This window comes from Streptococcus sp. 2022WUSS135 (genome assembly GCF_044427045.1).
In the GTDB taxonomy this organism is placed as follows: Bacteria; Bacillota; Bacilli; order Lactobacillales; family Streptococcaceae; genus Streptococcus; species Streptococcus hashimotonensis.
On record NZ_JAOTGL010000010.1, the window covers coordinates 40,858 to 63,894 of the forward strand.

Here is a 23,037-nt window from a genome sequence, read left to right on the forward strand (position 1 = left end):
AATAGGCTTTTTCACGTTAAATTATTTTACCGCGTCTTTAAGAGCTTTACCAGCTTTGAATGCTGGAACTTTTGATGCTGCGATTTTGATTTCTGCACCTGTTTGAGGGTTGCGGCCTGTACGTGCTGAACGCTCACGAACTTCAAAGTTACCGAAACCGATCAATTGTACTTTTTCACCAGCTGCAAGGTAGTCTGCTACTGCTCCGAATACTGCATCAACAGCTGCTGCTGAGTCTTTTTTAGTCAATGAAGTTGCTTCTGCAACTTTTGCAATCAAATCTTGTTTATTAGCCATTTGCTAAGTCCTCCAATAATTTTCTGAGTTATTACTCACTTCTATATAGTACCGAATTTTAGGCGTTTGGTCAAGTTTTTAATGCTATTTTACTGTCTTTTTCTGTAGATATCAACAATGAATTGGTCGTTGTACAAATCAATCGTATTCGCCTTTCCATACAGACCAAATTTGTTATTCAGTTCTGTCAGTTGAACCTGTACTTGCGCTTGTTCTGAGTCTATTTTTACAAAGGCAGGTAGTTTATAATTTTTTTGTAAATAGGCTAATACCTCTGCTTTCGGCAAGGATAAACTTCCAGCTGATATTTCTATTATCCGTAACAAAATACTGCCATCTTCCATTTTGCTAGGTTGAAAATAAATATAGAGTGGGATAGTCACACCAAAAATCTGATAGCTGCCTTCAAAAACAACTTGCTGATTCGTTACGAATAATTGATAAGAAAACTCTTCCGTCTGATAATCTTTTAGATAGTTAGTGAGGGTTTGGTTGAGCTGTTCCCTATTAGTGGAGAAGGTCCCAACCTTGGTATCTTCTGTACTAGTCTGAACAAGCTTTGTTAAATCCTCTCTATCTGTTTGAATCCGTGTATAGAGGACTATTCCGCAACCAATCAATAAAGCCATCTGGGCTAAAAATAGCCATTTCCAAATATTAAGGTTCCCAGCTTTCCGTGGTCTCATTCATTCTCTCCAATATCGCTTTTTTCATAATCTCATATCCAGTATTATTGGGATGGAAACTGTCTTCCTCATACAGTAAATTATTGGTAACTTGGCTACCATTTTGACTAATACCAGCCTCCCCTTCCAATCCTTTATAGAGCAAATCATTGATCGGAACAAAATAGACATGTTGATATTTTTCAGTTATCTGTTCTGTCATAGTATTCCAATTATCAACAATTGTCTGCATCTCTGTCAATTCAGGAAAATTGAGGTAGAGTGGATTGTAAATCCCGACAACATAGATGGGAAGATTTGAATTATTCTTACGCGCTGTCTTAATAATCGTATCCAATCGTTTTCCGTAATCTTTTGCGGGCTTATCAAAAGTTGAAACTTTGAGATTGGCAATGTTTTTAATAATAGCCTTGCGCAAATCGTTGCCACCAACTGTCAGAGTTAACAGATCTGCTGTTTTTAAGTAGCTTATCAGCTCTCCATCTTCCTTCATTCGCTTAAGAATCTGATTACTGGTATTCCCAGAAACTCCGAAATTTTTATAATCTACTTCATAACCATAATCGTTAGTTAGAGATTGAGCCAACAAGGGAACAAAGCCCCCCTGTCCAGTTGTATCTCCAACACCTTCTGTCAAAGAATCACCAAGTGCCACATATCGAAAACCGATTTTTTCTGATACGGTAAGCTCTTGTCTGGAGATACGAGATGAAGCAACAGGAATGAGTTGATGAAATAGAAAAATCGACCCTAGAATTGCCAGAAAAAAGAAAACAAAGCCTTGAATCAACTTCCTGTTATTCATAACAAATCAAAATAGCCCAGGCATCCTCACCGGTATGAGTTTGAATAATGGAGCCTGTCTCTAAGACAGAAATTTCTTTTGAGACGTACTCTTGTAATTGACTCTTCATTTCATTTGCAAAATCTGCCGTTCCTGAATAGGAAATGCCAATCTCGGCTACTTTTTTATCTGCTAGGGTTGCCGTGAACTCTTCCAGCCATTTTTTAAAGGTCTTATTGCCTCGTCCTTTGACAATCGGAGTCAGCTGATGGTCTTTCATTTCCATGATGACACGGATATTGAGTAGGCTACTCAACATCCCTTGAACACGTCCAATACGACCACCCTTGACTAGATTTTCTAGGGTTGATACACCAATGTATAATTCCGTTTTTTCTTTGACTGCTTCAATAGCTGCAAGGATTTCTTCTTTGCTGGCACCAGCTTGTGCCATGCGTGCTGCTTCTACAACTTGGAATTTTTCAGCCTGATCTGTAAAGCTTGAATCGAGTATTGTCACATCAGCGCCAGAAAGGGTTGCACCTTGTCTAGCAGCTTCTACTGTCCCTGACAAGGCATGCGACAAGAGAATGGCAATAATCTGACTGCCGTCTTTAGCCAATTCAGCAAAAGTTTCCGCAAAGAGTCCTACTGGGGGCTGACTTGTTTTTGGCAAGTTTTTTGACCCACGCATGAGCTCCAAGAATTCTCCCTCTTTTAAATCGTTGTCAGAGTATACGACTCCGTCAACCATTACAGATAATGGAACAACTGTTATATTCAATTCTTCGACCAAACTGGGTTCGATAGTCGTACTTGAATCCGTAACAATCTTAATCTTTGACATATTTCATCCTACAATTCTCTTCAATTTTGCCATCTATTATAACAAATTTTGACTAAAAAATAAACTTTGGACATAAGCAAAAAGGCTAGTCACCTAACCTTTTTCTACTAATTCTTTTGCTTGATTACGGGCTGCATCTGTGATTTTGTCACCGGCTAACATCTTGGCAATTTCCTCAATACGCTCTTCTTTGGTCAAGAGACGGACACGAGAAACGGTCGAATGTTCGTCGGATATTTTCTCAATAAAGAACTGATAATCTGCAATAGCAATGACTTGTGGTAGATGAGAAATCGCCAATACTTGCCCATATTGTCCGATTTTGTAAATTTTCTGGGCAATTGCCTGGGCCACACGTCCAGATACCCCTGTATCCACCTCATCAAAGACAATAGATGTTTTACCTTCTTTACGGGCAAAGGCTGACTTAATGGCCAACATCAAACGAGACAGTTCTCCTCCAGAAGCCACCTTAACCAGAGGCTTGAAGTCTTCACCTGGGTTGGTGGAGATGTAAAATTCTACCGTTTCATTTCCTTCTCGATTAAATTTTCCTTTGGTAAATCGAACTTGGAAACGAGCTTTCTCCATATACAAGTCTTGCAATTCTTGACGGATAATATCTTCTAAAACAGCTGCCAATTCATGGCGTGATTGGCTGAGCTGACCTGCTCGTTCAACCAATTCTTTCTCTAAGTTCTTAAGCTGAACTTCCAAATCATCACCAGATAAATCATTGCCTGTCAATAGATTGTATTCTTCGCTGATTTTACTAAAATAGTCCAAGACATCATCAACAGTTCCACCATATTTCTTCGTAATGGTATTGAGCAAATCCAGGCGACTTTCCAATTGCAAGAGACGATTGCCATCAAAGTCTAGATTGTCCACCACATCACTGAGACGCTTGGTCACATCTTCAACGACATAATAAGCTTCTGTCAGGCTAGAAGAGAGCTGTTTGTAGTCTGGATCAAATTCTTCCAGACTTTGCAGGTCACTCATAGCTGACCGCAAGTTGTTCAAGCTTGAAAAATCTTCATTGTCTAACAGTGCATAGGCATTGGTCAGTGTATCTGCAATTTGTTTGTGGTTGAGCAGTTTATCGCGTTGCTGATTGAGTTGAATATCTTCGCCAGACTTCAAATCTGCTGCTTCGATTTCAGCAATTTGGTATTCCAACATCTCAATCCGCGCCTTGTGTTCTTGCTCATTTTTTTGCTTTTCAAGAACTCGTTTGCGAAGACTACGATAGGCATCAAAGGTTGTCTGATAACGGTCTTTAAGACTCCAAAATTCATCTTCTCCGAAACTGTCCAAAAGACGGATATGGTGTTGGGACTTCATCAATTCTTCCTGGTCATGTTGACCATGAATATCTACTAAATATTGCCCAATCTGTTTCAAGACAGATAAATTGACCATTTGTCCATTGACACGGCTAACCGAACGGCCATTTTGTAGGATTTCACGACGGATAATGAGTTCGTCAGCTACTTCAATCCCCTGTTCAAGCAAAATCTGCTCGAGAGCTCTGCTATTTTCAAAGGAAAAAAGCCCTTCAATCTCAGCCTTGGCGGCCCCATGTCTGATAACATCTGTCGTCGCACGCGCCCCTAGCATCAGGTTCATGGCATCAATGATAATGGATTTACCTGCACCTGTTTCACCAGATAGGATGGTCATCCCGTTTTCAAAATTCAGTGATACCTGCTCAATAATGGCGAAGTTTTTAATGGACACTTCTAGTAACATGGCTACCACCCTCTAACCGTCTGTTCGATTTGCGAAATAATACCTTCGTTTGTAACAATGAGCAGAATACTGTCATCATCAGCAATCACTGAAAAAACATGTTCTTGAAATTGTTCCAAAATCTGGCGTTTGACCACAGCAGAACTTCCGGGTACCAGACGGAGATTAATCATTTTATCCATCACTGAGACTTCAAAAACATTCTGCGATTTTACCTTAACAAGACCTGCCTTTGGTAAACCGTAAATATATCCCTTATCTGCTGATGGAACCTTAATAATGCCAAGTTCCTTGATGTCACGTGAAACCGTTGCTTGTGTCGCATTGACACCCATTGCTTCTAGACGTTCAACAATTTCTTCCTGTGTATCAATAGGAAATCGGACTACCAAATCTTTAATGACTTCTAATCTTTCTCGTTTATTCATCCTTTTTAAATTCCTCATGTGCTTGATAGACTGTAGTTGTTATGACCTCTTTATCAATCTGGTTTGGTTGTGTTGATTTTTCTAAGTGCGCTAAAAATTCGATATTGCCATGACCGCCTTGAACAGGGGAAAAGCTAAGGGCTTTGACTGAGAAGCCTGTTTCCACGGCCATTTTTGTCACTTCTTCCAATACTTTCAAGTGAACGGATTTATCTTTGACAATGCCATTTTTCCCAATCTGTTCACGTCCAGCCTCGAATTGGGGTTTGACAAGGGCAACAACCTGGCCGCCCTCCGCTAAAATACGATGGAGTGCTGGTAATATCAGACTCAATGAGATAAAGCTGACGTCAATGGATGCAAAACTTGGTTGACCAAGTTCGAAATCTCCCAACTCAGCATAGCGGAAATTGTACTGTTCCATGCTGATCACACGCTCATCCTGACGTAATTTCCAAGCGAGTTGATTGGTCCCTACATCCACAGCATAGACCTGCTTGGCACCAGCCTGCAACATAACATCCGTAAATCCGCCTGTCGAAGCCCCAATATCAATCGTCGTTTGACCCTCAACTGATAATTGGAAAACCTGCAAGGCTTTCTCCAATTTGAGACCACCACGGCTGACATACTTGAGTTTTTCCCCCTTGAGTTTGAGTTCAATTCCCTCATCAATCTTCTCGCCGGGTTTATCATAGCGTTCGCCATTGATGACCGACACAACCAGTCCCGCCATAACACCGCGCTTGGCCTGCTCCCGCGTCTCGAAAAGCCCCTGTTTAAAAGCTAGTACATCTACTCTTTCCTTAGCCATTGATTCGTAAACTTTCTATGATTTCTTTGATTTTTTCTGTTGAAAATGGGACTTGTTTAGCCACTTGATCTAGCTCGCTGATTGCTTGATTCAAGCTATCTTCTAGAAATACTTTTGAGGCTTCCAAGCCCATTAGGGCAGGGTAGGTAGACTTCTCAGCCACTACATCTTTTTGGGGAGTTTTTCCGATTTCCTCAAAAGTGGCTGTCACATCCAAAATATCATCCCGAACTTGAAAGGCTAGACCAACTAATTGACCTGCTTGTCGCAAATGGTTGATTACCGCATTCGATTGTCCTGCAATCAAACCTGCTGCTACAAAGGGAAAGGTCAATAATTTCCCTGTCTTATTAGCATGAATGGCTTGTAATTGCTCTAAGGTCAAATCCTTCCCTTCGCCTGCCATATCCAATACTTGACCAGCAACCATTCCAAAGGTCCCTGATGCCTGGGAAAGCTCTCTCACGAGAGCAAGGATGGTCTCAGCTGGTAAATCAACTTGGGCTAGGAAACCAAATGGATCTAGAAAGAGACTGTCCCCTGCTAAAATAGCTGTTGCTTCATCGTAAACCTTGTGGTTGGTCAAGCGACCACGACGGTAATCATCATTATCCATAGCAGGCAGGTCATCGTGAATCAAACTTCCCGTATGGATCAACTCGACACATGCTGCCACTTGGTAATGAGCTTGTTTTAATTCCATTCCAAAGGACTCTAAGATGGTCAATAAAAGCAAGGGACGGATTCGTTTCCCGCCAGCCTGTAGCGAATAAAGAACCGATTGGTTGAGGCGTTCTGCTACCTGAGGTTGGTAAAAGTCTGCCATGGCTTCCTCAAGTCGCTGCAATTTACTGGCAACCATTAGTCCATCTCCGCTTCACTGCCATCCGCCTGCATGACCTTGACCAAGGTCTTTTCAGCTTCTGCTAGTGTCTTTTGTAGGTCTTTCGATAGGACCATTCCTTTTTGAAACTCAGCAAGTGCTTCTTCCAGGGCCACATCGCCTCGCTCCAATTTGGTTACGATTCCTTCTAATTCAGCTAAGTTTTCTTCAAATGTTTTCGTCTGTTTGGACATGTTTTACCTCCACATCAAGTTGACCATCCTTCATCTGGATGGTTAGGTTTTCACCCATCTGTACATTTTCTACACTATCAATCACCCGACCATCTTGACGAATCATGGCGTAGCCACGGGCCACGATGCGACTGGTATCCAGCATAGTCAAGGCCTCAATCAGCTTATCCGCCTTGGCCATCTTATTATCATAGATATTGGCCATATTGCTCTTCAAGAGTCGTTTCTGCTGGATAATTCTCTCTTGGAAACTCTCTACCCTACGGACTAGTTGTAAGCCATGTAGGCGTTGTTCAAGTAAGAGACTAGCCTGTTTCTGCTGACCATAAATTTCTTTTATCCGTATCTGCAACTGATTGGTCAAGCGGTCTAATTTTTGTAAATAACCATCATACAAGCGTTCAGGCTGGCGGAACATGACTGACTGGCTAATTTTTTCAAGCTGACCTCTCAGGAATTTCAAACGATTGGTCATGGCCTGATAGGCTCTATTTTCCTGCTGATTGAGGTAGCCCAGTAAGTCTGCCTTGGTCACAGGTGTTGCTAATTCTGCGGCAGCTGTTGGGGTAGCAGCTCGTTTATCTGCCACAAAGTCAGCCAGAGTTGTATCGGTTTCATGGCCTACGCTGGAAATGATAGGAATACGGGATTCAAAAATTGCCCGAACCACAATTTCCTCATTGAATGCCCAAAGGTCTTCGATAGAACCACCACCACGACCAACAATCAGAACATCCAAATCATCCCGTTCATTGGCTCTTTTTATATTGGCAACAACCTCCTGAGCAGCACCATCTCCTTGCACCTTGGTCGGATAGAGAACAATCTCTACGCCTGGAAAACGTCGGCTAACGGTTGTAATAATATCCTGAATAACAGCTCCACTCGGACTGGTAATGACACCGATTTTCTTGGTAAACCGAGGGAGGGTCTGTTTGAATTCTTCTTTAAATAAACCTTCCTGTGTCAGAGCTTGTTTGAGCTGTTCAAACTTGATAGCCAAGGCTCCAATACCATCTGGCTCAGCTTTTTCAATGACAATGGAATAAGAACCATTTGGTTCATAGAGCTGAATGCGCCCGATGACATTGATTTTCATTCCCTCTTCAAGTTCAAAGCCCAGATTCTTATAGACGCCTGCCCACATGGTCGCTTGGATGACAGCCTTGTCATCCTTAAGCGAAAAATATTGATGGCTAGGGCGTTTACGGAAGTTGGACACTTGACCTGTCAAATACACCTTCTCCAAATACGGATCGCGGTCAAACTTTAATTTTAAATACTTAGTTAGATGACTAACCGATAAATATTCAACCATGTCCACTCCTTCTATATTGTATCCCTACTATTATACCAAATTTTGCACTTTTATACAGAACTAGGCCTACTATTTCCGATAGCTTTCCTGTGTTTTTTTCAACAATTTGCTATATAATAGTTTGTAAGAATATAAGAACCTGGATTCACAGTCTAATGCGTAAAAACACTTTACTTGTGAATACGGGTTCTAAGAATCATTATGCAGATTCTCAGGAGATTTATATGAAAATTGATGATTTACGAAAAAGTTCTAATATTGAGGACCGCAGGGGACAATCCAGTTCTAACTCATCTTTTTCATCTGGTTCATCTGGCGGAAATGTCCTATTGGAACTACTCTTTTCACGACTTGGTTGGAAAGGAAAACTACTTGTTCTTGTCCTTTTATTAGCCTTCGGAGGCATGTCAAACCTTGGTGGGCTGCTTTCCCCATCAACAGGGACTAATCCTTACCAATCGAGTCAAGTCACAACGACTGGTACAGACGTGTCTGATGCAGATGCTGAATTCATGAGTAAGGTTTTAGGATCGACAGAAGATTTTTGGGCCCAAGAATTTAAAGCCAATGGTTTAACCTACAATGCACCGACTATGGTTTTCTATACTAACCAGACCCAAACCGGATGTGGAGTTGGTTCCGCCCAAGCCGGTCCATTCTATTGCTCTGCTGACCGCAAGATTTATATTGATACTTCTTTCTATCAAGAATTATCTAGCAAATATAAGGCTGCTGGTGACTTTGCCATGGCTTATGTCATCGCTCATGAAGTTGGTCACCATGTTCAAAATGAATTAGAAGTTCTTGGGACTTACCATCAAAAACGGGCTCAACTATCCGATAAGGAAGGCAATGCGCTAAATGTTCGCCTAGAATTGCAAGCTGACTATTATGCAGGAGCCTGGGCCAAATATGTTGATGGACAAGGCATCCTGGATGCTGGTGATATTGACGAAGCTATGAATGCTGCCCATGCAGTTGGTGACGATACTCTTCAACAGGAAGCCTACGGCCGTACTGTTCCAGACAGTTTTACCCACGGTACTTCTGAGCAAAGGAAAAAATGGTTTAATCTCGGTTATACCTATGGTGACCTTGCTCACGCCGATACATTCTCCGTAGAGAAACCGTAAACATCCATAGCCTCTCGTAGCAATAAAGAAACTCTTGCAACATACACTTTTGCAAGAGTTTCTTTATAATATACAACTGACAGAAGCCAATTTATACATATGGTACCACTTTTAAATATGAAAACTGAATCATGTAAACTTACTCATCAACTCTAATTAGAGCGGTATCCTAGTTTCAAACAATATCACTATTATTATTTAGCAAACTTTAATTACTTCCAGTTATCTCTGATGCAGACTGCACAGTTCCGTTTGGAATAATCACTGTTTTCAACAAGTTATTTTCCTCGTGAATACGTCTGTATAAGATAACCATGTAGACTGGGAATAAGATGAGAAAACTATATGTTGCATGACACAATAAAGCTAAACCGATTAATTCTGGTATAATATTTAGGAAATAGTTAGGATGCTTTACAACACGAAACAACCAATGATCAACAAAACGATGATCCTTTACCAACATGAGCTTAACTGTCCAAATATCACCTAACAATCGTGTTACCCAAAATAACATTCCCATTGAAAACAGCAAGAATATCAAACCTAAGCTACTAAGCGTATCAAACTTGGTGTGTCGCACTACTGCTTCAATCAAACATGATAAATAAAATAGAATATGTACAACTGTTAATAATTTAGTATTTTGAACACCAAATTCTGAACCGCCGTTTTTCAAAATCCGTTTTTCGTTTTTAATTGAAATCTTCAAAAAATAGATTCTCACTAAAAAAATACAAATAACCAAAAAAACAATCATAAATCCCTCCTGTATTTTAACAGATTTTATCAAACACATTTATTATACAAAGTTAGACTGTCGCCATTCTATTCCTCTCCTGTTTTTTTCCTATTTTCCATTTGAGACCACAATAAAAGAGACCTGTTTTCAAAAATGCATGAAATCATGTCTCTTTTATTGTAATTTTACCTATATCAATTCATTGCTATTCGCTGTAATTTGTGATTGCAAATGAATCATAAAACGCATAGTTTGTGTATCAGAAGCATAAAAAGTGTACGGAAAGCCGTGTTTTTCTAATATTTTCTGCACAATAAACAAACCAATCCCTGTGCCACCATCTTTCTTATCACGGCTGTAGTCTGGACGATAGAATGGACGAAAAACTTGATCCAATTCCTCGTCACTTAAAACACGTTCAACCTGATTTTCGATTATTAATTGATTTTGGCGTAGTACTACACGAATAATAGCCTCTTTACATGAGTACCGAAAGGCATTATCTAAAATATTCTTAATAGCCTTTAAGAAATAAACAGGATTTCCTTCAATAAGAACCGGTGATAGCTCTACTTCAAATTGATAGCCCTTAACCTCTGCCAAACTCTGATAACTTGTTAAAGAGGAATCAATCAACTGATCTAATCGGATTTGTTCTCTGCTTTCCTTTAAAGCCATATCAAGATTTGTCGCTTCTAAAATAGAATGAACTAACTCAGATTGTTCCTGCAAGATTTCCTTGCATTTTTTTAAATATGTATCATGGTCCTTAAATGGCCCCACATTATAAATCATGCCTTCAACTAACCCCAACATACTAGCTATTGGAGTTTTTAATTCGTGTGATGTGATACGAAGGAAATCAGACTTCTCCTTCTCACGTGCCATAGCACGTTCATTTTCCGTTCTTAATTCATCGATACTTGACAATAACTTGCTATACAGGCTGTTAATATCCTGAGCCAATGTTGTTATTTCATCAGTTCCTACAACAGCACAACTGATTCCAGACTCTAACGATTGCATTCGTCTTGTTGTTTCTGAAATTCTTGCTATTCTACGAGTGGATAACCTACTGTAAACAAAAGCTACCGAAACTGCCAGAACAATAATCAACAGCAATATGAATGGATAAAAAGTTACCAATGTTTGACTGACATCAGATAATGAGTGGAATCCATAATTAAATAACAGATAATATGTAACTCCTTCTGCAGATGTTATCTCGGCTCCCCAAGAACCAATTTCATCAAAATCCCCATTTTCTAAATACTCGTTCTCATGCTTTTTAGCCATTTCATCATTGGGATCTGGATAAATAATTTCTCTATCACTCGAAAAAAGACTAATAATAATATTCGGAGTTTTTCTGTCGAAATCATCAATCTCAGATATAATCTTAGCTTCTGGCATCCCATCCAATTGTTTAGCCACAGTCATATAATCGCGTCTCAATTCCTGTTTCTTAACCTGATTATAATATATAGGCATGGCATAATACAATAACCCTAACAATGTTACAGAGATGAAAGAAATCATCACAGCAACAACTAGGAAATTTTTTCTAGCAATCCCCATATCAAGTATCCTCTATTTGATAACCACGACCAACTACTGTCTTCAAAGGAAGTGACGGCAATTTCTTACGTATATTTTTGATATGATTATCTAAGACACGGCTATCCAATTCCGTATATCCCCATATCCCCATCATCAAGTTATCACGACTAACAATTTTCCCACGTCGCTTAGCTAAATATAGTAAAACTTCATATTCTTTTTTCGTCAATTGAACTTCTTCTTCTTCCATATAAACTGCTCCGCTAGTTGGTTGAATAAGAATTGTTCCTATTTCGATGGTATCTGTATCTCCTTTTCCTCTTAAAATATTCTCAATCCGTTTTACCAATATAGTTGGTGAAAAAGGCTTAACAACATAATCACTTATAATCTGATTGAAACTGATAAGCTGTGTATATTCGTCACCCATGGCTGTCAGCATCAAAATTGGAACCTGAGAAGTTTTGCGAATTTCCTTCAGTACTTCCAAACCTGTCATAGACGGAATCATGATATCTAAAACAATTAAATCGAATTGTTCTTCTTGAAACCTTTCTAAAGCAACCTTTCCATCAAAAACAGATTCTACCTGATAACCATGTTCTTTTAAAAACTCGCAAACAACTTGACTAATAACTATGTCATCCTCGACAACCAAGATCCTTGACATTTTTATACCTCCTCGTAAAGTTCTATTATAAAATATTATTATACTTCAATTATATACCGATTCGTACAATGGTGCAACTCTATCATAGATAAATAGAGCACCATGTTCTGCTATTTCAGCTTTCTTTGGACTTCTTTTGTTTAAAACAGATAAAAAACAGATAAAACCAAGGACATATATAGGTTAGTTTGATAAACTGAACTAAACAAAAATGAAAGGAGCTATCCCATTATGTGGAGTTCAAAAAAATTAACCGTATTAAAATGGTTTGATATTCTCATTCTAACAATTATTTTATTTGGAGATGGGATCATCAACTCTACTCTCCAATACATAGCCTTACAAAATCAAACTACAACTCTTCAAGAAAATTTGACATTTTCACCAATGGACAATTATAAGGCTTTGGCTCTACAGTTAGTTTGGCTCACAATAGCCATCTTCTATCTATTACTCCGAAATTTTGATTTCTCAATTTGGAAAAAACATATTTTTATTACTCCTTGGGTTCCATTACAAGCTGTTGCTTTATTTATTTTCTCTGCATTATGCTTGGATATCTATCATCTAGTATCCTATCAGTTTCTAGCTTCCAATACTCCATCCATGTTTCAACTATTTCCTAACATTGATTTATCACTGATTTTGTACTCATTGTTGAACGGATTTTATGAAGAAATTTTCTTCCTTAACCTGTGCTTACTGGTTAACCCTAAATATGCAAAATGGGCATTTTTATATTCGTTAATTATTCGATGCAGTTTCCATACCTATCAAGGTTTAATTAGTGCACTCGGTTTAGGCTTAATTCTAGGAACTATTTTCTATCTACTTTATCAAAAAATAAAACCTAAAAATTTATTACCATTTTTCCTAGCACATGCTGTGGCTGATGTTATCGGTTTAACTATTCTATCATATATTCTATACTAGTTATCTAACAGATAATTTGAACACAAGCTATCCTCATATCACCAAAGACTGAGTGGATCCCTACTAGTCATGACCACCCGTGAAAACGGGTGGTTTATTTTGTGTAATTTAGAGAAAAGAGTGCCAAAAAACGCATAAAATCGTGTTGCTAAGAACGTTGATTTTATGCGTTTTATTATATGACTTATCTCAATATTTTTATTGAAATTTATGTTTATACCCAACTATACTTCTCAGAATCAATAACCATATCTCATCTCAGCCTAGTATAGATTGACAGATTTATTCTACATTCCCAGTTCAGCCTCTGCAGCTATTGCGAATGGCTCGTTTTATATTCAATCTCCAAAGATTTCCTAAAACTTGGATCTGTACGGAGGGTAAAACAATTCAATCACTATTATAGGCATAATCTCTACTCTATTAACCATATGTATATACAAGTAGAAATTACACGACCAACATTTACTTCGATTCTTGCTTACGTTTTGTACGATAAAGTACCTGAGCTCCTACAAGAAGAGAGAGGGCAGTTAACGTATAGATTGGAGAATCAGCTTGTCCAGTAGATGGAAGCGAGTTTGACTTCTCGTTTGAACGATTCACACTAGATACTTTCTCCATATTTTCAGAAGGACGTGATTTCTGATTCATAGCAAGCTCTACCTGATTTGCCACCGTTTCGGCATTCACTTTATCCTTGATAGTAGAAATTGGAGCAGAGTTATCTGAATCTTTAATAGTCTTAGAAGAATCTGGAATATCACTATTTTCTGCTTTACCAATCTCTTCAGTTGACTCTGGTTTCATTGGGCGAGACAAATCTGGGGTATCCATTACTTTTGGAATATCCAATTTTTGTGTACCTGCTGAACTGTCTGTATCTTCGATAGGCTTAGACAATTCTGGTTTAACATTGTTTTCTGTTTCACCAATTTCTTCAGTTGACTCTGGCTTCATTGGAAAAGTGGAATTTGGAATAATAATATTATCAGTTGTTTTCGGAGTTGCCAATTCTGGTTTATTTGCTGAATCATCGGTTGGTTTTTCGATAGGCTTAGGTGATTCTGGCTCAACATTAATTTCCGTTTTTTCGGTCTCTTCAGCTGTTTCTGGCTTCATTGGAAGAGTGGGATTTGGAATAATAATATTGTCCGTTGTTTTCGGAGTTGTTGAGTCTGGTTTATTTGCTGAATCATCGGTTGAGTCTTCGATAGGCTTAGGTGATTCTAGCTCAACATTATTGCCTGGTTTTCCGGTCTCTTTAGGTGATTCTGGTTGCATTGGAAGAGCTGAGTCTGGAGTAATAATATTGTCCGTTGCTTTTGGAATAACCAACTCTGGTTTGTCTATACCATCATTTTCAATTGGTTTCATCGGTTGAGTTGCTTCTGGAACATTTGGTTCTGTCTGTCTAGGTATTTCAGGTGTCACCATAGGCGTCACATTTTCTACTTTTGATACTGTTGACTTGTCTACTACCTTATCTGTGGCTTTCGGCTCAATAGGAACAGGAACCGAAACTTTCTTAGTTTCATGGTTAAGAGTTATTTTGGAAGAATACTTTTTCTCTTTGTTTTTATCATTAATGGTATGACTAATTTCTGTACTTACAAGTTTTTGAGAATTTCTGTTTTTCTTACCTTTATATTGTAACTGATAAGTTAAAGAAATTGGTTCGTTAGTTTGATAAGCCTTGATTAAATCAGCTTTATTAAGATCCAAGGTAATAGTTGTTTTCGAGCTAGAGAACCATGATAGCCAGGACGGTGAAGAATTCTTTTTAATATTTACTTTAGGGTCTTGAGGTTCTTTAACAATTTCAACATCATCTTCAAGAGTATCTACCAATGTCACTTTAGTCAATACATCTTTAAATTTTTCTGCAACATTCTCATCAACACTTAAAAACTCGCCCTTATCCCCAGACATTTTTTTCAAGTAGTCATCAAATTTATTCTTTTGTTCATCATTCTTTGTTACATCAACAGCGTAGAAATGAATCCCTTTCTCAGTAGCAATCTTTGCTTCTGCCTGAGCAGAGAGGTTATGATTGTAAAAGACATTTTTTCGACCGTAGAAAATGTAATCAACGAGGGAATTTGCAAACAAGTCAATTGCTTTTTCAGAGGTATTTGTCAAACCAAGCTTTTTACCGATATAACTGAGAGTATTTGTAGGCAATGCAGCCTTATCTAATTCTGTTTTTAAATTATCCTTTATTTTCTTTACAATAGCGTCTTTAAATGGCAATGGATCAAGTTTACGTTCATAAAAGCTACGGAAATGGTATCCCTCACCAATTTGTTTCTCATAATTGAATTTTTGTTCTTCTAATTTGGAACTATCAATATCAGCTAAGTCAATATAGTCTAACGGATTTTTTACAAATGCTCCAAGAATTTTAGTTAATCCTGCTACAGTGGATACTCCCTCTAAGGCCTTATTAAACCGGGTAATACCAATCTTATCCAAGAATTTTATTAAACTCTGTGCATCATCCAACAAATTTGCTCTGCGGACTGTCACATCAAATGTAAATGGCCAAGGCAAGAGTGGATTGGTGTGCACCACTTTATCTTCCTTTATATTTTTATATGTAGGCTTTGACTTCACATCGTCCGATAGATCGTAACTAAATGTAGACTCCCCTTGTGACAGAAGTACAATATGTTTGCGTTTCCCTGATTTCTCGCTTTCTAAAATACGACGTGCTTCATGGATTGCTCCCTGCATATCTACGCCCCAATTGTAATTTTGTTCAGCATCAGTGAAAAGTTTCTCAACCGTAGTTTCTACATTAGTACTGTTAACCTCTTGAGCTTCAGATAACTTGCGATTGAAACCGATTACACGCACAGAGTTACGAGAATTATAATCATTGGTTGGGGCAGTCATTTCTTTGACAAGCTTCACAATGTTATCTTTAGCTGTTTTTTTAGCCTCTTCATCCATTTTTTTAGATGTATCCACCAAGACAACTATTTCTGCACCCTTATCAATTTCTTTCGGCACAATTTGAGTTGTTACTGTGACAACTCCATCTTGATTCACTTCTGCTGTTCGAGAAACTGTAAAAAGCTCTTTGGGAGTTTTGTCCACTGTACTAGATACTGTTTCAGTTGGTTTTTCAACATTAGTAGAATAGTCATCTACTTCCTTCTCCTCATACCGAACGGCTGGTTCTTCTTTTTCTGTTGCTTTTTCTTCAGAAGAACTAGTGTTTTCAGCAACTTTCACTTCTGATTCTGAAGCGTTTTTATTCGTTAATGTCTCAGGAGAAGTAGTTTCTTCATTCGATTTTGGTAAGTCCGAAGTAGAAGAGGAGTCAGCCACCTCTACTTCCTTGTTTTCATTAGCTTGGGCAAATTTAGGGTCTTCAACGACGGCAGTAGGCATAATCAGAGAAGTGCTATCTGTCTCCGCAGTTTTTTCCAAAGTAGGTGTTTCTGCATATACTGTCACAGTATTTTGAGGATAGAGCGTTCCCGATAAAGCTACCCCCGCTCCCAGCGAAACAAGTCCAATTGATAGCTTCCGCAAAGTGAATTTTGGATGATTCATTATGATATCTTCTCCCTGTTCTCTATAAATTTAGAATGTATTTTCGACCTTCTTTAGGTATTTTCAAAAAAGGAAGTATGGATGTCAATGGTAAATAACTTTAGTATCATTTTGTTCAACAAGCGTAGAGCTTTTGGGAAAAGAATAGGCACCTTGTGTATTCATAAGGTGCCTAAGTCCTTCTGTTAACTGCTTACTTCACCTATCAAGTCAAGCAAGCATGATTACAACTCAAAGTTCCTATTTCTCATTAACAATGACCATATCACAAAATGTGCGAGTCTATTACTACATAATCCATTCTACCATATAATTTAAAAACAGAATTTGTTTTTTCTCTATCGTTTGTTTATGTTTGTTCTATTCAAAAAATGATAATTGGTCTTTAAGTCTGTTATCACACACATTTATACGAGTGATAAATATTGCAATGAGTCTTCAAATTCTACTTTCACCTCTATAAGCAAATAATTCATTGAAAGAAAAATTTTAACTCTTTTAATTTAAAGCTACACAATGCCTCTCATCTGTCGCAAATGAAATTTTGAGAGAGCTTTGTCATCACCTTTTACTCACTTTCTGTTATCTTTTTCTTGCCAATAAATAGAGCAAATAAGAATAATACGATTGACAACATTATATTAGCAACCAAGCTCGTTTTTTCACCGGTCTTAGGCAGGATTTGAACTTGGGTATTCTCACCACTATCATGTGAGTTGGTTCTCACAGATACGTTTCCTTTTGTCCCTTCGTCTCTTACAGTACGAGCTATTTTCTCTTGCTTAGTAGGCATATCTTTTTTCGAATTATCAAAAATAGAAACCGTTTCTTCTTTTGATGTCTCTGCTTTTTGCTCTACTTTTTTGTCAGTCAGCGTTTGGCGCACAGGTGGCAAAATAGTTTGTTCAAGTGTATCTGATTGCTCGATATTTTTGGTAATTTCTTTGCTAGGTTGCTCTTCCTTCTCGTCCTTTTTATCTGGTTTATTAATGCGGTGACCATTTCCTTTTTGAACCGTTACGACTTCCCAAGCTACCTGTTCACCTTCTTTATCAAACGCTCTAAACGATAAGGTTTCTCCATTTTTTAAAACACGACTGCCCAAATCAAATTCAAATCGACCGGTTGAATCAGTTGAAGTTTTACCAATTATCTCCTCACCATTCTGAGTTGATACTAGTTCAATCATTACATCTGGAGCTGTTTTGCCACTGATGTAACCATGATCTGTAGTGACTTTTTCTACTTGAAATGGCAAATCCGTCACGTCTTCATCTTCCAAATATTGCCCTACAACTTCTTCCTTACTAGCGATGATATTATTTGTAACCGGGTCAATGATTTCAAAGCGAATTCTCTCACCTTTCTCAAAAGGCAATTGTAAATCTTGAATTTGGAAGCCAAAAAATCCTAATTCGTCCACTTGAACTGGAGGATACTGTTTTCCTTTGATTGACGAAACCATGCGAACATAGGCATTAAGATATATCGTTCGACCGACAATATAATCTTTTTTATTATGCAGTTTAGGTACAATGATAGGAGCTTCATCTGTCGCTTCATCCATATCTGCATCTTGTAAATAAGTTGCTAAAGATGCCATAACAGATTTATCCAATAATATACTTGAACCATCAACTGTATCAAGATGGACAGATACCAAATCCTCTTGTTGATTGTGAGTCAATCTGTAGTACTTATCCTCTGATTGTAGGGCAGGCAAAGCAATTTTATAGTGACCTGTCTCATCAGCAATGGCTTCCATGATAAACTCTGAAGTATCAGCATTGTATAGATGTACACGACCTAAAGGAAATGTAGTGCCTTCCAAAACTGAAGTCGCACTTGATAAAGGTTTTACTGTCATTTGTGAAGATACTTTTTCTTTTACCAATGGTTTTACAATAGTATTAGTAATCACCGGCTGACCATCTTCTGATACAAAAGACAAAACCAATCTATCATCTGCTTTAAATTTTGAACCTGCTAAACTCTCGGAAAAAGTAACCTCAAATCGTCCATCTTTAGGATCAATTAGTGTCTTATCAGAGACAAAACTACCATTTATTGATAGATAGACTGAACCTTTGACAGAGGTATGACCAATAACTTTGCTCGTATGTTCAAAAACTGGTTCGATGAACACTTGATGCATTCCAGTAGATGTTTTTTCTAATCTTTTTGCTGGAATTTCATAAGCCTCTGGATGTCGATTAGTCCTCACCACTACCTTACGCTCTTCAGAATCTGCCTCTAGAGTCCAAAACTGTTTCGGCAAAGCACTAATTTCCACAGTTTGGCTGTGAGCAAGCGGTTTACTCAACCGATAAGAAAAATCTCCCTTATCATCTGCTTCCAAAATATTCTCAATAGAAGTAATGGCTTCCCCATCTATCGTAATCGCTACATATCCACCAGGAGTGGTATTCCCTGAGATGGTTTGATCTCCAGCTTGAATCGGAGCAACCTCTAGATGGTTTTCAATAAATGGAAGTTCTTCCTCCATATCCTCCATCTCTTCCGATTTTTTTTCTTCACTCGGTACCTCATCAGTCACTTCCTCAGCTTCAGCATTTTCCGAAACTGTATTGGTAAGCGATGTTTCCGTGCTTTCTAATTGAGTTTCAAGAGCTGTAGAGTCAGTCTCCTCAGCCATTGCGGTTTCCGTATTCATCCCTGTGCCAATCCATAGAAAAGCAATTGCCACCGAAACTAAACCCACCTTACTTTTTCTCAACGAAAAAATCTTGCTATTCATCTTTTCTCCTTATATCTGTATTAACAATTAACGACACATATTGTCCTAGTTTAATTATAAAAAAAACATCTCATAGAACATTGTTTTTCATTAGTTTTTTATCTGTTTCACAGTTGCCTGTAATAAATAGTATGCTACATTTCGCAAAAACTTTGCTGGTTCTCATAGTCATTCAGTTTTTCTTTTATTACTTGTAAATACAATTTCTAAGTTATGGCACATTCAAAGTAAAGAACAATCGCCTGAATTTTTCTATGATGCAGATCATTGTTTTTATCTCGGAGTGCTCGCTTTAATTCGTCAACTTATACTCAATGAAAATCAAAATCAGACTAGGCGACGCAGATGCAGATAGAACTGAAGTTCATCAAATCAAGTCAACAACGTCTGATTTTGATTTTCGAAGAGTATTAAATAAGAGTGGGTTTATTTGTCATGATGCCACTTGTTTATTTTGTTAACTATCACTTCATAAAACATGATTATCCTCACAATAAAAAAAGCACCCGAAGGTGCTAGGTAATGCCTCCCTACCGACTTCACGTTGGAGTAGGTAGAAAAATTCATTAGGCGTTGAAAGCGTCAGTCAATTGTGGCACCACTTGTTTCTTACGTGAAACGGCACCTGCAAGGAAAGCGTGGTTGTTTTCCAACTTGAAGTTGAAGGCTGCTTCTACCTTGTCCATGTTGCTACCGAGCGCAAGGATCTCAGAGTTTGAGTTAACGATGTCTGTAATCATCAAAACAAAGTCAGAGTAGCCGTTTGCTGCTGATGCTGCTGTCATGGCTGCTTCGATTTCTGCTTGGCGTTCCAAGACTTCTGCAATGTCCACAGTGTTGACCTGAGCTACACGCACGTCATTTCCGTTCAAACCAAAGGTTTTTGCATCGATGTCAATCAATTCTTCTGCTGACTTGCTGGCAAGGTTAGTTCCAGCTTTCAAGAGTGCCAAGCCGTATTCTTCCAAGTTCACACCAGCAATTTCAGCCAATTCAGCTGCTACTTGTGGATCTGTTGCGTGAGTGGTTGGTGATTTGAGCAAGAGTGTATCCGAAATCAAGCCTGACAAGAGGAGACCTGCCACTTCTTTTGGAGGCGTCACACCATTTTCCTTGAAGGCACGGTAAGCGATAGAAGATGCTGAACCAACCGGCTCCAAACGCATATACAATGGATTTGCAGTTTCGAAGTTTGCGACACGGTGGTGGTCAATAACAGCTGCTACTTCCACTTCCTTAATGTCTGCGATTGATTGTTGGAATTCATTATGGTCTGTCAAGATGACTTGGCTAACGCCTTCTGCCTTAGCAGACTCAACCACACGCGGTGCAGTAACACCAAAATAATCAAGCGCAAAAGCTGTTTCTTCATTTGGCATTCCAAGGGCTACAGCTTCCGCATCACGGCCAAAAACTTCGCGCTCCAAGTGAGCCCAGCCGTATGATGATGCAATGGCATCTGTATCAGGATTTTGGTGACCAAAAACTAAAAATTTAGACATGTCTACAACCTCATTTTTCTAATAATCTCCTACATTTTACCATAAATAGAAAGACTTGTGAACATGGACGGGTCCAGATTTGCCAAACGTTTTCAAAAAGAGTAAGATAGTAGGTAATAATGCAAAAGGAGAAACCTATGAAATTTTCAGACTATACCTATGTTCGTCCGGACTATGAGACAATTAAAGCACATTTTTCTGACCTGACAGACCAGTTGGCTCAGGCAAGTGACTTGGAAACAACTCGTACACTTGTGGTAGCCGTTACAAAATTACTCAACTTGATCGATACCCAGTACAACCTCTGGATGATCCGCCATACTATCGACATGAACGATGAGTTCTACAATGAAGAAACCAAGTTTTGGAATGAATATTCGCCACTCTTTGAAGAATTGACCACCAACTACTACCGTGTCATTGTACAAACGCCATACAAGGAAGAGCTTTCAGACATCTTGCCTCAAACCTTCTTCATGCAGGCAGAAAACAAGCTCAAGACCTTCTCATCTGATGTGATTCCCTTGTTCCAAAAGGAAAATGAATTGACCGATGAGTACAGCAAACTGATTGCTGGTGCAGAGATTGATTTCCAAGGTCAGACCTACAACCTGGCACAAATGGGGCCATTCGGTCAATCAACCGACCGCGAGGTCCGCAAGGCTGCGTCTGCTGCTACAACTGCCTTCTTTGAAAGCAAGGAAGCTGATTTTGACCGTGTTTACGACGAGTTGGTCAAAGTCCGCACAGAAATCGCCCACAAACTTGGCTTCAAGGATTATGTAGAATACGGCTACCTCAAGATGAACCGTTTCGACTACAATCGTGACATGGTCAAGGTGTACCGTGAAGAAATCCTCAAACACATCGTACCGATTGTACAAAATCTGCGTCAACGCCAAGCCAATCGCTTGCAAGTTCCAGGCCTCAAGCACTACGACCTCAACCTTGAGTACTTGGATGGAAATGCTGTTCCTCAAGGTGACCCTGACTTTATCGTCAGCCAAGCCCAAGACATGTACCGCGAATTATCCGCAGAAACAGGCGAATTCTTTGACTTCATGATTGAGCATGGACTCTTGGACTTGGTTGCAAAACCAGGCAAAAACAGCGGTGGCTACTGTACCTATATCCCTGACTTCAAGAGCCCATTTATCTTCTCTAACTTCAACGGAACCAGCGGTGATATTGATGTCTTGACCCACGAAGCAGGTCACGCCTTCCAAGTCTATCGTTCCCGTTGGATCCAAAGTCCAGAAGTTGTCTGGCCAACCTATGAAACCTGTGAAATCCACTCCATGTCTATGGAATTTATGACTTGGCCGTGGATGGACCGTTTCTTCAAGGAACAAGTAGATAAGTATAAATTCACCCACTTGGCAAGCGCCCTACTCTTCTTGCCTTACGGTGTCTTGGTGGACCACTTCCAGCACGAAGTCTATGAACATCCAGAAATGACACCAGCAGAACGCAAGGCAACTTGGAAAAAACTCCAAGACCTCTACTTGCCAGACCGTGACTATTCTGAGTCAGAAGCCCTCAACCGCGGTATCTTCTGGTATCGTCAAGGTCATATCTTTGCTAGTCCATTCTACTACATTGACTACACCTTGGCCCAAGTTTGTGCCCTTCAATTCTGGAAACGTACGCAGGTAGATCACGATGAAAAGGCTTGGGAAGACTACATCCGCATCTGTGATTTGGGTGGTACCAAGTCCTTCTTGCAAGTGGTTGAAGCCGCAAACCTCCAATCACCGTTCAAAGAAGGTGCCCTCGAAAGTACCGCCAAAGCTGCGGCCGATTGGTTAAATGCAGTTAAGGATGACGAACTCTAAAACGCAAAAGAGGCTGAGCAAAAACTAGCCAGTAAATAAAAAACACAGATAGATTCAAGCTGATTTTGATGAAATCCAGCCGAACTATTTGTGTTTTTCTTTTTGTTTCTATTATCATGGACTAATTTCTTCGCCAATTTCGTGAGATTCATGCTCATTAGGAGGAATCCAATCTCAGTTTCAACCACTTTTTGACCTCTGACATGAACTCTGCGCACGCCAAAAACACCCTTCATCCTACCAAATACAGGTTCGACATCCACCTTGCGTTTGGCATAAATGCGGGCTCCCTCTTTACTTGTCAATTTGTCTTTGACTAAGTTCTTGAAATAGT

At 39.1% G+C, this 23,037-nt stretch carries 19 protein-coding genes and 1 pseudogene; 3 read left to right on the forward strand and 17 right to left on the reverse strand.

What is annotated here, in order from left to right; genetic code table 11:
• Window positions 1-21: 21 nt before the first annotated feature.
• The 10 genes from ODU45_RS04850 to xseA form a co-directional block, all read right to left on the reverse strand.
• Window positions 22-297 carry an HU family DNA-binding protein gene (locus ODU45_RS04850; protein ID WP_002936247.1) on the reverse strand — a complete coding sequence of 92 codons (276 nt, stop codon included), beginning with the start codon at window positions 295-297 and terminating at the stop codon, window positions 22-24.
• 89 nt (window positions 298-386) lie between these two features.
• The gene (locus ODU45_RS04855) at window positions 387-983 is read right to left on the reverse strand and encodes a YpmS family protein (RefSeq protein ID WP_398580860.1); all 597 of its coding nucleotides are present in this window, start codon (window positions 981-983) and stop codon (window positions 387-389) included.
• A complete protein-coding gene (locus tag ODU45_RS04860; RefSeq protein WP_398580861.1) occupies window positions 955-1,788 on the reverse strand; it encodes an SGNH/GDSL hydrolase family protein in 834 nt (277 codons plus the stop codon). The genes ODU45_RS04855 and ODU45_RS04860 overlap by 29 nt, the downstream gene beginning before the upstream one ends.
• Window positions 1,781-2,614: a DegV family protein gene (locus tag ODU45_RS04865; protein WP_398580862.1), complete on the reverse strand. Its 834-nt coding sequence runs from the start codon at window positions 2,612-2,614 to the stop codon at window positions 1,781-1,783. The genes ODU45_RS04860 and ODU45_RS04865 overlap by 8 nt, the downstream gene beginning before the upstream one ends.
• A gap of 93 nt (window positions 2,615-2,707) precedes the next feature.
• Window positions 2,708-4,369, reverse strand: a complete 1,662-nt coding sequence (gene recN / locus ODU45_RS04870; protein ID WP_398580863.1) for a DNA repair protein RecN — start codon at window positions 4,367-4,369, stop codon at window positions 2,708-2,710.
• Window positions 4,370-4,371: 2 nt separating this feature from the next.
• Window positions 4,372-4,797 carry an arginine repressor gene (locus ODU45_RS04875; RefSeq protein ID WP_002936261.1) on the reverse strand — a complete coding sequence of 142 codons (426 nt, stop codon included), beginning with the start codon at window positions 4,795-4,797 and terminating at the stop codon, window positions 4,372-4,374.
• Complete coding sequence (locus ODU45_RS04880; protein ID WP_044758511.1) at window positions 4,790-5,611, reverse strand: TlyA family RNA methyltransferase; 822 nt, start codon at window positions 5,609-5,611, stop codon at window positions 4,790-4,792. The genes ODU45_RS04875 and ODU45_RS04880 overlap by 8 nt, the downstream gene beginning before the upstream one ends.
• Window positions 5,604-6,473: a polyprenyl synthetase family protein gene (locus ODU45_RS04885; protein ID WP_398580864.1), complete on the reverse strand. Its 870-nt coding sequence runs from the start codon at window positions 6,471-6,473 to the stop codon at window positions 5,604-5,606. Before ODU45_RS04885 ends, ODU45_RS04880 begins: the two co-directional genes overlap by 8 nt.
• Entirely contained in the window at window positions 6,473-6,688 is a 216-nt protein-coding gene (locus tag ODU45_RS04890; protein ID WP_002936269.1) for an exodeoxyribonuclease VII small subunit, read from the reverse strand. The genes ODU45_RS04885 and ODU45_RS04890 overlap by 1 nt, the downstream gene beginning before the upstream one ends.
• Entirely contained in the window at window positions 6,663-8,006 is a 1,344-nt protein-coding gene (xseA, locus tag ODU45_RS04895; protein WP_398580865.1) for an exodeoxyribonuclease VII large subunit, read from the reverse strand. The genes ODU45_RS04890 and xseA overlap by 26 nt, the downstream gene beginning before the upstream one ends.
• A 224-nt stretch (window positions 8,007-8,230) precedes the next feature.
• Between xseA and ODU45_RS04900 the strand changes: the two genes are divergently transcribed.
• Window positions 8,231-9,139, forward strand: a complete 909-nt coding sequence (locus ODU45_RS04900) for a neutral zinc metallopeptidase (RefSeq protein ID WP_398580866.1) — start codon at window positions 8,231-8,233, stop codon at window positions 9,137-9,139.
• 208 nt (window positions 9,140-9,347) lie between these two features.
• On the opposite strand, the gene ODU45_RS04905 is transcribed toward ODU45_RS04900, so the two are convergent.
• From ODU45_RS04905 to ODU45_RS04915, 3 genes are all read right to left on the reverse strand, one after another.
• The gene (locus ODU45_RS04905) at window positions 9,348-9,899 is read right to left on the reverse strand and encodes an isoprenylcysteine carboxyl methyltransferase family protein (protein ID WP_024400287.1); all 552 of its coding nucleotides are present in this window, start codon (window positions 9,897-9,899) and stop codon (window positions 9,348-9,350) included.
• Window positions 9,900-10,070: 171 nt separating this feature from the next.
• Window positions 10,071-11,459, reverse strand: coding sequence for a HAMP domain-containing sensor histidine kinase (locus ODU45_RS04910; protein WP_044679157.1), 1,389 nt, complete (start codon window positions 11,457-11,459; stop codon window positions 10,071-10,073).
• Between the two features lies 1 nt (window position 11,460).
• Window positions 11,461-12,111, reverse strand: a complete 651-nt coding sequence (locus ODU45_RS04915; protein ID WP_044679156.1) for a response regulator transcription factor — start codon at window positions 12,109-12,111, stop codon at window positions 11,461-11,463.
• Window positions 12,112-12,342: 231 nt separating this feature from the next.
• Between ODU45_RS04915 and ODU45_RS04920 the strand changes: the two genes are divergently transcribed.
• Complete coding sequence (locus ODU45_RS04920; RefSeq protein ID WP_105139539.1) at window positions 12,343-13,044, forward strand: CPBP family intramembrane glutamic endopeptidase; 702 nt, start codon at window positions 12,343-12,345, stop codon at window positions 13,042-13,044.
• A gap of 465 nt (window positions 13,045-13,509) precedes the next feature.
• Here ODU45_RS04920 and ODU45_RS04925 read toward each other — a convergent pair whose 3' ends face one another.
• The 3 genes from ODU45_RS04925 to ODU45_RS04935 form a co-directional block, all read right to left on the reverse strand.
• Window positions 13,510-16,608 carry a serum opacification factor gene (locus tag ODU45_RS04925; RefSeq protein WP_398580867.1) on the reverse strand — a complete coding sequence of 1,033 codons (3,099 nt, stop codon included), beginning with the start codon at window positions 16,606-16,608 and terminating at the stop codon, window positions 13,510-13,512.
• Window positions 16,609-17,176: 568 nt separating this feature from the next.
• Window positions 17,177-19,366, reverse strand: a complete 2,190-nt coding sequence (locus ODU45_RS04930) for a YSIRK-type signal peptide-containing protein (RefSeq protein ID WP_398580868.1) — start codon at window positions 19,364-19,366, stop codon at window positions 17,177-17,179.
• Between the two features lie 566 nt (window positions 19,367-19,932).
• A complete protein-coding gene (locus ODU45_RS04935) occupies window positions 19,933-20,868 on the reverse strand; it encodes a manganese-dependent inorganic pyrophosphatase (protein WP_105147780.1) in 936 nt (311 codons plus the stop codon).
• A 137-nt stretch (window positions 20,869-21,005) separates the two neighbouring features.
• Here ODU45_RS04935 and ODU45_RS04940 point away from each other — a divergent pair, with 137 nt between their 5' ends.
• Window positions 21,006-22,703 (forward strand): M3 family oligoendopeptidase, encoded by a 1,698-nt coding sequence (locus ODU45_RS04940; RefSeq protein WP_398580869.1) that lies wholly within the window; start codon window positions 21,006-21,008, stop codon window positions 22,701-22,703.
• 121 nt (window positions 22,704-22,824) lie between these two features.
• On the opposite strand, the pseudogene ODU45_RS04945 reads toward ODU45_RS04940, so the two are convergent.
• Window positions 22,825-23,037: pseudogene (locus ODU45_RS04945) on the reverse strand (transposase); the annotation flags it as partial.

Excerpts from the sequence above, each read along its gene's own strand:
- ODU45_RS04855 (WP_398580860.1), bottom strand. The coding sequence starts at position 983 with ATGAGACCACGGAAAGCTGGGAACCTTAATATTTGGAAATGGCTATTT.
- ODU45_RS04920 (WP_105139539.1), top strand. The coding sequence starts at position 12,343 with ATGTGGAGTTCAAAAAAATTAACCGTATTAAAATGGTTTGATATTCTC.
- ODU45_RS04860 (WP_398580861.1), bottom strand. The coding sequence starts at position 1,788 with ATGAATAACAGGAAGTTGATTCAAGGCTTTGTTTTCTTTTTTCTGGCA.
- ODU45_RS04890 (WP_002936269.1), bottom strand. The coding sequence starts at position 6,688 with ATGTCCAAACAGACGAAAACATTTGAAGAAAACTTAGCTGAATTAGAA.
- ODU45_RS04900 (WP_398580866.1), top strand. The coding sequence starts at position 8,231 with ATGAAAATTGATGATTTACGAAAAAGTTCTAATATTGAGGACCGCAGG.
- recN (WP_398580863.1), bottom strand. The coding sequence starts at position 4,369 with ATGTTACTAGAAGTGTCCATTAAAAACTTCGCCATTATTGAGCAGGTA.
- ODU45_RS04880 (WP_044758511.1), bottom strand. The coding sequence starts at position 5,611 with ATGGCTAAGGAAAGAGTAGATGTACTAGCTTTTAAACAGGGGCTTTTC.
- ODU45_RS04905 (WP_024400287.1), bottom strand. The coding sequence starts at position 9,899 with ATGATTGTTTTTTTGGTTATTTGTATTTTTTTAGTGAGAATCTATTTT.
- ODU45_RS04850 (WP_002936247.1), bottom strand. The coding sequence starts at position 297 with ATGGCTAATAAACAAGATTTGATTGCAAAAGTTGCAGAAGCAACTTCA.
- ODU45_RS04915 (WP_044679156.1), bottom strand. The coding sequence starts at position 12,111 with ATGTCAAGGATCTTGGTTGTCGAGGATGACATAGTTATTAGTCAAGTT.
- ODU45_RS04875 (WP_002936261.1), bottom strand. The coding sequence starts at position 4,797 with ATGAATAAACGAGAAAGATTAGAAGTCATTAAAGATTTGGTAGTCCGA.
- ODU45_RS04925 (WP_398580867.1), bottom strand. The coding sequence starts at position 16,608 with ATGAATCATCCAAAATTCACTTTGCGGAAGCTATCAATTGGACTTGTT.
- ODU45_RS04930 (WP_398580868.1), bottom strand. The coding sequence starts at position 19,366 with ATGAATAGCAAGATTTTTTCGTTGAGAAAAAGTAAGGTGGGTTTAGTT.
- xseA (WP_398580865.1), bottom strand. The coding sequence starts at position 8,006 with ATGGTTGAATATTTATCGGTTAGTCATCTAACTAAGTATTTAAAATTA.
- ODU45_RS04935 (WP_105147780.1), bottom strand. The coding sequence starts at position 20,868 with ATGTCTAAATTTTTAGTTTTTGGTCACCAAAATCCTGATACAGATGCC.
- ODU45_RS04940 (WP_398580869.1), top strand. The coding sequence starts at position 21,006 with ATGAAATTTTCAGACTATACCTATGTTCGTCCGGACTATGAGACAATT.
- ODU45_RS04910 (WP_044679157.1), bottom strand. The coding sequence starts at position 11,459 with ATGGGGATTGCTAGAAAAAATTTCCTAGTTGTTGCTGTGATGATTTCT.
- ODU45_RS04885 (WP_398580864.1), bottom strand. The coding sequence starts at position 6,473 with ATGGTTGCCAGTAAATTGCAGCGACTTGAGGAAGCCATGGCAGACTTT.
- ODU45_RS04865 (WP_398580862.1), bottom strand. The coding sequence starts at position 2,614 with ATGTCAAAGATTAAGATTGTTACGGATTCAAGTACGACTATCGAACCC.